Origin of the sequence: Inquilinus sp. CA228, from assembly GCF_052078665.1 — a bacterium.
GTDB lineage: Bacteria > Pseudomonadota > Alphaproteobacteria > DSM-16000 > Inquilinaceae > Inquilinus.
In genome coordinates, this window is the sequence record NZ_JBQJIK010000139.1 from 1 (window position 1) to 9,062 (window position 9,062).

Annotated in this window: 5 protein-coding genes; 3 read left to right on the forward strand and 2 right to left on the reverse strand. The window is 73.2% G+C overall.

The window, feature by feature from the left end:
* The 3 genes from ACTOWL_RS36865 to ACTOWL_RS36875 all read left to right on the forward strand — a co-directional run.
* A partial coding sequence (locus ACTOWL_RS36865; RefSeq protein ID WP_441326287.1) for an iron chelate uptake ABC transporter family permease subunit occupies positions 1–1,192 on the forward strand: 1,192 nt, incomplete at its 5' end.
* A 16-nt stretch (positions 1,193–1,208) separates the two neighbouring features.
* Positions 1,209–1,931: a siderophore-iron reductase FhuF gene (gene fhuF, locus ACTOWL_RS36870; protein WP_441326288.1), complete on the forward strand. Its 723-nt coding sequence runs from the start codon at positions 1,209–1,211 to the stop codon at positions 1,929–1,931.
* Positions 1,928–2,746 carry an ATP-binding cassette domain-containing protein gene (locus tag ACTOWL_RS36875; protein WP_441326289.1) on the forward strand — a complete coding sequence of 273 codons (819 nt, stop codon included), beginning with the start codon at positions 1,928–1,930 and terminating at the stop codon, positions 2,744–2,746. The genes fhuF and ACTOWL_RS36875 overlap by 4 nt, the downstream gene beginning before the upstream one ends.
* Positions 2,747–2,773: 27 nt before the next feature.
* Here ACTOWL_RS36875 and ACTOWL_RS36880 read toward each other — a convergent pair whose 3' ends face one another.
* Positions 2,774–6,826 (reverse strand): amino acid adenylation domain-containing protein, encoded by a 4,053-nt coding sequence (locus tag ACTOWL_RS36880; RefSeq protein ID WP_441326290.1) that lies wholly within the window; start codon positions 6,824–6,826, stop codon positions 2,774–2,776.
* The coding region (locus ACTOWL_RS36885; protein WP_441326291.1) for an amino acid adenylation domain-containing protein at positions 6,823–9,062 on the reverse strand (2,240 nt) is incomplete at its 5' end. The genes ACTOWL_RS36885 and ACTOWL_RS36880, both read right to left, overlap by 4 nt.

Here is a 9,062-nt window from a genome sequence, read left to right on the forward strand (position 1 = left end):
CCTCGCCGGCGCCCGCCGCTTCCGCGACCGCCTGGTCTGGGGTCCCGCGATCTCCGCCGGGCTGCTGGCGCTGACCGACCAGCTGGTGCAGTTCGTCGACGCCGCCGGATCGGTGCCGACCGGCGCGGTCACCGCCCTCCTCGGCGCGCCGCTGCTGCTGTGGCTGCTGCGCCGGCTGCGGCCGGCAGCAGGCGAGGCCCGGCCGGACCGCCCGGCCGCCTCCACCGACCACCGCCGCCGGCATCCCTGGCCCTGGGTCTCCGGCGCGTTGCTGCTGCTCGGCCTGATCGTCTGGGCCGCGCTGGCGCTGGGCCGCACGCCGGAGGGCTGGCACTGGAGCCTGGGCGGCGAGCTCGACCTGCTGCTGCCCTGGCGGGCGCCGCGCGTCGCCGCCGCCCTGGGGGCCGGCTTCATGCTGGCGACGGCCGGCGTGGTGCTGCAGCGCCTGACCGGCAACGCCATGGCCAGCCCGGAGCTGCTCGGCGTCTCCTCCGGCGCCGCCCTGGCCCTGATCCTGGCCGCTCTCATCGTGCCCGGGCTGGACCGCCTGGCCCTGACCGGGGTGGCCGGCATCGGCGCGCTGGCAGCGCTGCTGGCGGTGCTCTCACTCGGCCGGCGTTCGGCCTACTCCTCCGAGCACATGCTGCTGGCCGGCACGGCGCTGACCACGATCGCCTTCGCTTTCCTGGCGGGGCTGCTGTTCAGCGGCGAGCCGCGCACCGCGCTGCTGCTGGGCTGGCTGTCGGGGTCGACCTATGGCGTCTCCGGCCGCGACGCCGCGATCACCTGCGGCCTCGCCCTCGCCGCCGCCCTGATCCTGCCGCTGGCCGGGCGCTGGCTGACCATCCTGCCGCTCGGCGCCGCGACCGGCCGGGCGCTGGGCGTGTCGCTTGGCCGCAGCCGCGTGGCCCTGCTGCTGCTGACCTCGGCGCTGACCGCCGGGGCGACGCTGACGGTCGGCCCCCTCAGCTTCGTCGGGCTGATGGCGCCACACATGGTGCGCATGCTCGGCCTGCGGCGGCCGACGCCGCAGATCCTGGCGGCCGGGCTGCTCGGCGCCGGGCTGATGGTGCTGGCCGACTGGCTGGGCCGCACCGTCGCCTTTCCCTGGCAGGTTCCCGCCGGGCTGGTTGCGACCTTCGTCGGCGGCACGTATTTCATCTGGCTGATGCAGCGACGACGGCCGGCATGACACCCGCAGGCAACCCATGATCGACGCCCTGGCCCCGATCTTCATCGGCCCGCTGGCCGATGTCGCCGACCGGCTGGTGCTGGCCGACGATCCGCGGCCGTCCATGCCGGGATCGGACCTGCTCGACCCCGCCGTGCTGGGCCCGATCCTGGAGCGCTTCGCCGGGCGCTACGACCAGCCGGAGCCGCGGGCGGTGGCCTCGCTCTGGGCGAAATGGCATTTCTGGATGCTGCTGACGCCGGTGGTGGCGGCCAGCCTGCTGCTGGAGCACGAGCTGCCGACCGGGCTCGATGAGGTCGAGGTCGTGCTGGCCCCGGACGGACAGACGACGGCGTTCAAGCTGCAGCATGGCGGCAGCCGGGCCGCCCCGGCCGACGGCTTCGAGCGTTTCGGCCCGCTGGTCGACGGCCATATCGACCCGGTGATCCGCGCGCTCGCGGCGCAGAGCGGGGCCACCGCGAAGGTGCTGTGGAGCAATGTCGGCAACCTGTTCGAGAACCTGCTGCGGCAGATCGAGGATTCCGGCATGGCGCGCGGCCCAGGACCGGCCCAGGCCCGCGCCCTGATGGCCAGCCGCGACTGGCCCGGCCGGCGCGGCAACCCCCTGTTCGAGCCGGTGCGCTATGTCGAGCGCGACGGCGAGCAAAAAAGGCTGCGGCGCGTCTGCTGCATCCGCTATCTGATCCCCAGCCTGGGGCTGTGCTCGACCTGCCCGCTGGAGAAAGCGAGACCGGCATGAACCACACCGCCCCCGCTCCTGCGGCCGAGACCGATGCCGCGCCGGCGATGTTCCAGCTGTCGCAGGCCGCCTTCGCCGTGGCCGACCGCACCCTGCTGCAGCCGCTCGACCTCACGCTGGCGCCGCACCGGGTCACCGGGCTGATCGGCCACAACGGCTCCGGCAAGTCGACGCTGCTGAAGATCCTGGCGCGGCAGCAGCCGCCGAGCGCGGGCTCGGTCCGGTTCGAGGGGCGGCCGCTGCGCGACTGGGCCGACCGCGCCTTCGCCCGCCGGGTCGCCTATCTGCCGCAGCAGACGCCCCCCGCCTCCGGCCTGCTGGTGCGGGAGCTGGTGGCGCTCGGGCGCTATCCCTGGCACGGCGCGCTCGGGCGCTTCGGCGCCGTCGACCGGGAGAAGGTCGAGGAGGCGATGGAACTGACCGACATCGCCCCCTTCGCCGACCGGCTGGTCGAGACCCTGTCGGGCGGCGAGCGGCAGCGCGCCTGGCTGGCCATGCTGGTGGCGCAGGATGCCGCCTGCCTGCTGCTGGACGAGCCGATCTCCGCCCTCGACATCGCCCATCAGGTCGATGTGCTGGCGCTGGTGCAGCGGCTGAGCCGGAGCAAGGGGCTGGGTGTCGTCGTGGTGCTGCACGACATCAACATGGCGGCCCGGTTCTGCGACGACATCGTGGCGCTGCATTCCGGCCGGCTGATCGCCCGTGGCGCCCCGGACGCGATCCTGCAGCCCGAGCAGTTGCAGGCGATCTACGGCATCCCGATGGGCGTCCTGCCCAACCCGGCCGGCGGCCCGCCGATCAGCTACCCCCACTGACCGGCGGGGCCTGAGGCCCCTCCCCGCCTACTGCGCCGCCACCGCCGGGACGGCATCGGCCCGGCGCAGCGCCTCCCGGACCCCCGACTGGAAGTCCGGGGCATGGATGATGTCGAGATGCGTGGCGCCCGGCACCCGCGCCAGCGCCGCCACCGGCGCCAGCAGGCCCCAGTCGCGCAGCCGCTCCGGCCGGCCCAGCGAATCCTCCGCCTGCCAGACATGGACCGGCAGGTCGAGCGGCCGGTACGCGTAGCGCGCGGCGCGCAGCCGCTTGTCCAGCATCGCCCACAGCTCGAACTCGCGCGAGGTCAGGTCCGGCCCGTCCGCCGGCAGGCCGTCGGCATGGGCCAGGACGTACTCGTCCAGCGCCGCCTTTTCGCTCTCGTCCATCAGCCCGAACAGTGACCGCCATTGCTTCGCCATGGCGGAGCGGCCGAGCCATTGCTCGAGCAGGGTCGCGGCCCGCTGCCGCTCCTCCGCCGGCGGCTGCCGGTCAGTGCGGAAATCGACGGATTCGAAGACGTCGACCAGGCCGAGGAACTCGATAGACACCCGCCCCTTCAGGCGATGCGCGGTCTCGAAGGCCAGGTCGCCGCCGGAGGACCAGCCGAGCAGGGCACAGCGCCCGCCCGCGGTGCGCTCGATATGGCCGGCGAACTCCTGCGCCAGCGCCGCCATGTCGTAGCCGCGCCAGCGCTGCTCGGTATAGACGTGGCTGACGAAGCCGGTGACCGGGCGGTCGCCGCCCAGCGCCGTGACCATCGAGGCGAACTCGGTCGAGTTCACGATCAGCCCCGGCAGGCAGTAGAGCGGCACCCCGTCGCCGCCGCTCTGGAGATGCACCACCTCCGGCCCCTTCGGCGGCGTCGGCGCGATCCGGGCCGCAAGATCGGCCAGGTTGCGGGCATTGAGGATGTCGGCCAGGGTCAAGGCCTGCCCGCCGGCCAGCCCCTGCTTGCGGATCCGGGCCAGCAGCTTGAGGCTGAGGATCGAATCCCCGCCCAGGGCGAAGAAGTTGTCGTCGCGGCCGATCGCGTCGGTGCCGAGCAGGCCGGACCACAGGGCGGCCAGCGCCTGCTCGGTCCCCTCCCGGGGTGGCTCGCCGGCCGGCTTCGCTGCCTCGGGCGCCGGCAGCGCCTTGCGGTCGAGCTTGCCGTTGGCAGTGACCGGCAGGGCGTCGAGCCGCACCCAGGCGGCCGGCACCATATAGTCCGGCAGCCGTGCCGCCAGCCTGGCCTTCACCGCCTCCAGATCCGTGCCCGCCGGCGCCGCGACATAGGCGACGAGCTGCAGCCGCTCGTCCTCCGCCGACATCGCGATGATCGCGGCGTCGGCGACGCCGTCGAGGCTGCGCAGCGCCGTCGCTACTTCGCCCGGCTCGACCCGGTAGCCGCGGATCTTCACCTGGTCGTCGGCCCGGCCGAGGAATTCGAGGCTGCCATCCTTGAGCCGCCGCACCCGGTCGCCGGTGCGGTACAGCCGGGCGCCGGACGGGCCGAAGGGATCGGGCACGAAGCGCTCGGCCGTCAGGTCCGGACGGCCGAGATAGCCGCACGCGACGCCGGGGCCGCCGAGATAGAGCTGACCCGCCGCCCCGGCCGGCACCGGGTTCAGATGATCGTCCAGCACATGGGCCGCGGCGTCCGGCAGGGGCCGGCCGATGGGCAGCGTGCCGGACGCGCGCCGGGCCTCTGCGGCGGGCTGGCACAGGGCGCCGACCGTGGCCTCGGTCGGGCCGTAGTGGTTGACCACGCGGCAGCCGGGCGCCAGCTCGCGGATCCGCTCCAGCAGCGGCCAGCCGGTGGCCTCGCCGCCCAGCACCAGGGTGTGGGCCGGCAGCGCATCCTGCGGCCGGCGCGCCTGCAGCAGCGCCTGCAAATGGCTCGGCACGATCTTCAGCACCTGGATGTGCTGAGCGGCCATGTATTCGGCGAAGCGGTCGGGGTCGAAGGCGCGGGCCGGGTCGATCAGGTGCAGCTCGCCGCCGCCATACAGGGCGCCGTAGAGCACGGTGTTGCCGAGATCGGCGGCGACGGTCGAGACCATCGCCATCCGCGCCCCCTCCGGCAGGCCGAGGACCTGCAGCACGCCGCGGGCGTAGTCGGCGATGCCGCCGCGGGTGACGACCACGCCCTTGGGCTTGCCGGTCGACCCCGAGGTGTAGATCAGGCAGCCGGCCTGGTCCGGCGCCGGTTCGGGCAACTGGGCCAAAGGCTCATCAGTGCTGTCGTCCAGCGACAGGCGAAGCACCTCGCAGCCGAAGCTTTCGGGCGTCTCGGCATCGACCAGCAGCCAGCGGGCGCCGCTGTCGGCCACCAGCTCGGCCCGCCGCTCGGCCGGTGCCGTGGGGTCGAGCGGCAGATAGGCCGCACCGACCTTGAGCACGCCGAGGATGCCCAGCACCCATTCCGGCGTGCGCCCCATCTGCAGCGCCACGCGGTGCTCGGGCCGGACGCCGCGGGCGACCAGCCGCCGCGCCAGTCGGTCGGTCGCCTGGTCGAGTTCGACGCGGGTGTAGGACCGCTCCTCGTGCCGGATCGCGACCGCCTCCGGCCGCGCCGCCGCCCGCGTCCGCCAGGCCGCGACCAGGTCGGCCGGCGGCTCGGCGCTGGCCGGGCCGAACGCGGTGTCCGGCGCCGGGGCGGGTGCGCGATCGGCCAGCCGTCGCTCCGGCGCCGCCACCACGGCCTCGGCCAGGATCGAGAGATCCATCGCCAGCCGCTCTATCGTGGCCGCGTCGAACACATCGGTGGTGTAGGCGATCAGGATGTCGATGCCGTCCGCCCGGTCGGTGAAGTCGAGGCTGAGGTCGAAATGCGCGGCGCCGCTGCCGAGGCCGCGCAGCCTCATGGCCAGCCCGGCGAAGTCGCCGCCGCCCGGCGCACTGGCCTGCTCGGTGCATTTCACCTGGAACAGCGGAAGCACCCCGGCTTGGCGCGGCGGGGCCAGGGCCTCGACCACCAAGTCGAAGGGCACGTCGATCCGGGTCTCGGCCGCCAGCAGGCCCTCGCGCACCTGGTCCAGCAGGGCGGCGAAGCCCTGGCGCTGGTCGATGACCGTGCGCAGCACCGCGACATTGGTGAAATAGCCGATCATCGGATGGGTCTCGGCCCGGCCGCGATGGGCCAGGGGCGCACCGATGCGGATGTCGTCGCCGCCGCCGTTGCGCGCCAGCAGCAGCTTGAACAGCGCCAGCACGACCATGAAGGTCGAGGCATTGCGGCCGCGGGCCAGGGTGCGCAGACCCCGGCTCACCGGCCCGGACAGCCGGAAGCTGTGCGCCGCCCCGGCGTCGCTGCGCTCCGCCGGCCGCGGCCGGTCGAAGGGCAGGTCGAGCGGCGGGTGGCTGTCGCCCAGCGCCGCCTTCCAGGCGTCGAGCTGGCGCGCCTCCTCCCCCGCCTCCAGCCAGCTGCGCTGCCAGGCGGCGTAGTCGGCATAGTGCAGCGTCAGCGGCGGCAGGCCGGCGGGCTTGCCGTCGCGCCGGGCCGCGTAGAGGGCAGCGAGGTCGCGGATGAGCAACCCGATCGACCAGCCGTCGGCGACGATGTGGTGCAGGGCCAGGACCAGCCGGTGCTCACGGTCGCCCAGCCGATGCAGCTCGAAGCGCAGCAGCGGCCCGGATTCGAGGTCGAAGGGCTGCCGCGCCAGGGCCTCGGCGAAGGCGTCGCTCTCCGCCTCCCCTGCGGCGCGCAGGTCGCGGATGGTGAAGGGCGGCGGCAGCTCGGCATGCAGGCGCTGCACCGGCCGGCCCTCGGCGTCGATGCCGAAGCTGGTGCGCAGCGCCTCGTGCCGGGCCACGAGATCGCCGGCCGCCGCCTGCAGCGCCGCGGCGTCGAGCTCGCCGGACAGGGACAGGATGCCGGCCATGGTATAGGCCGGGCTTGTCGGGTCGCGCTGCCAGGTCAGCCACAGCCCGCGCTGGGCGTGCGACAGCGGCAGGTCGCCGCCGCGCTCGACCGGCACGATCGGCAGGGTGGCGAAATCCACCCCGTGCTCGGCCAGCTTGTCCAGGAAGGCGCGGCGGCGGTCCGGCACCAGCGCGGCGAAGCGGCGGGCGATCTGCTGAGCGTCGACGGTCATGTCAGGTCCTCGAGTTCGCTCATCCACTTGTCCATGTCGTCCAGGCGCTGCTCGGCAGGCCCGAGGTCCAGGCTGGCGGCCAACCCGGCGAGGGTGGGATGGTCGAAGAAATGGCGGATCGGCAGGGCGCGGCCATGCCGATCCAGCAGCAGCGCCCGCACCTTCATGGCGGCCAGAGAATGGCCGCCGAGGTTGAAGAAGTCGTCGTGTCGGGAGACATGGGCGAGGCCGAGGACTTCCATCCAGATTTGGGCGACGGCCTGCTCGGTCTCGCCCTCGGGCTCGGCCCGGCTGTCGGCGCTGCTCTCCCATTCCGGGTCCGGCAGCGCCTTGCGGTCGAGCTTGCCGTTGGCCGAGAGCGGCAGTTGCTCCAGCCACAGCAGCCGCGATGGCACCATGTACTCCGGCAGCATCGCCGACAGGTGTTGCTTCAGCCCGGCCTCGTCGGGCTGCGCCTCGCCGGCGACATAGCCGATCAGACGCCCCTCGCACAGCATCACCACCGCATCCCGCAAGCCCGGATAGGCGCGCAACCCGGCCTCGATCTCGCCGAGCTCGATCCTGAGGCCCCGCAGCTTCACCTGATGGTCCAGCCGGCCGAGATACTCGATCGCCCCATCCGTACGCCGCCGCACCAGGTCGCCCGAACGGTACATCCGGCTGCCCGACGGACCCTGCGGGTCCGGCACGAACCGGTCCGCCGTCAGGTCGGGGCGGCCGAGATAGCCCCGCGCCAGGTTGACGCCTGCAATGTACAGCTCGCCCGACACACCCTCCGGCACCGGGTTCAGATCGGCGTCCAGCACATGGATCCGGGTGTTGGCGATGGCATGCCCGATCGGCACGCTGGTCTGTCCGGGCTCGGGCTTGCAGGCCCAGAAAGTGACGTCGATCGCCGCCTCGGTCGGGCCGTACAGGTTGTGCAGCCCGGCCGTGGTCTGACCCAGCACCTCGTCCTGCAGCTCGCGCGGCAGCGCCTCGCCGCTGCACAGGATCCGACGCAGGCTGGTGCAGCCCGGCAGCTCGCCAGACGCCGCGAAGGCTCCCAGCATCGACGGCACGAAGTGCAGCGTCGTGATGCCCTCGTCCCGGATCACCCGGCCCAAGGCCTCGGGGTCGCGATGCGCCCCCGGCTCCGCCACCACCAGGCAGGCCCCGGTCATCAACGGCCAGAAGAACTCCCACACCGACACGTCGAAGCCGTAGGGCGTCTTCTGCAGCACACGGTCGGAAGGACCGATGCCGTACTCCGCCTGCATCCATTGCAGCCGGTTCAAGAGCCCCTTGTGGCTGTTGCCCACCGCCTTCGGCTTGCCGGTCGAGCCGGAGGTGGTGATGCAGTAGGCCAAGCCCTCCGCATGCCAATCCACGGCAGGCGCCTCATCGGCATAGCCGGACAGGTCCCAGCCTTCCAACGCCACCACCTCGACGCCGTCCGACTGCGGCAGCCGGTCGAGAAGATGCGCCTGGGCCAGCACCAGCTTCAGCCCGGTCTCGGCGATGGTGCCGGCCAGGCGCTCGCGCGGATGCTCGGGGTCGAGCGGCAGATAGGCCCCGCCCGCCTTGGCGATGCCGAGCAGCGCCACCACCATCTCGACCGAGCGCTCCGCCGCCACCCCGACCAGCACGTTCGGGCCGACACCGCGGGACGCCAGCGCCTGCGCCAGGCGGTTCGTGCGGCGGTCCAGCTCGGCATAGCTCAGCCGCTCGGCGCCGAACACCAGCGCTTCCGCATCCGGTGTCGCCCGCGCCTGGCGCTCGATCAGCGACAGAACATTCGGCACCGCCTCGTAGGCGATGTCCGTCGCGTTCCGCTGCGACAGGCGCTGGCGGTCTTCCCGGGTCGGCAGGGCGATGGTGCCCAGGAGCGCATCCGGAGTCTGGGCGAGACCCACCAGCAGCGCCTCGAACTGGCGCATCAGCCCTTCGATGCGGTCGTGGTCGAAGGCGTCGCGCCGCCAGCCCCAGCCGATCTCGATGTCCCCGCCGGCCTGCACCGTCAGGGTCAGCGCGTAGTTCGTCGTCTCCAGGTTCGAGACCTCGCCGAAGCGCAGGCCCTGGCTGTGCAACCCCCGGCTGTCGCGCTCGCGCAGCGCCTGGTCGACCGGGTAGTTCTCGAACACCAGAAGCGTGTCGAACAGCGACCGCCCGCCCTGACCCGCCCAGCCCTGGATCTCGTACAAGGGCGTGTGCTCGTGCTCGCGCAGCGCCGCATTCTCCGCCTGCAGCTCCCGCA

Excerpts from the sequence above, each read along its gene's own strand:
- ACTOWL_RS36875 (WP_441326289.1), top strand. The coding sequence starts at position 1,928 with ATGAACCACACCGCCCCCGCTCCTGCGGCCGAGACCGATGCCGCGCCG.
- ACTOWL_RS36880 (WP_441326290.1), bottom strand. The coding sequence starts at position 6,826 with ATGACCGTCGACGCTCAGCAGATCGCCCGCCGCTTCGCCGCGCTGGTG.
- fhuF (WP_441326288.1), top strand. The coding sequence starts at position 1,209 with ATGATCGACGCCCTGGCCCCGATCTTCATCGGCCCGCTGGCCGATGTC.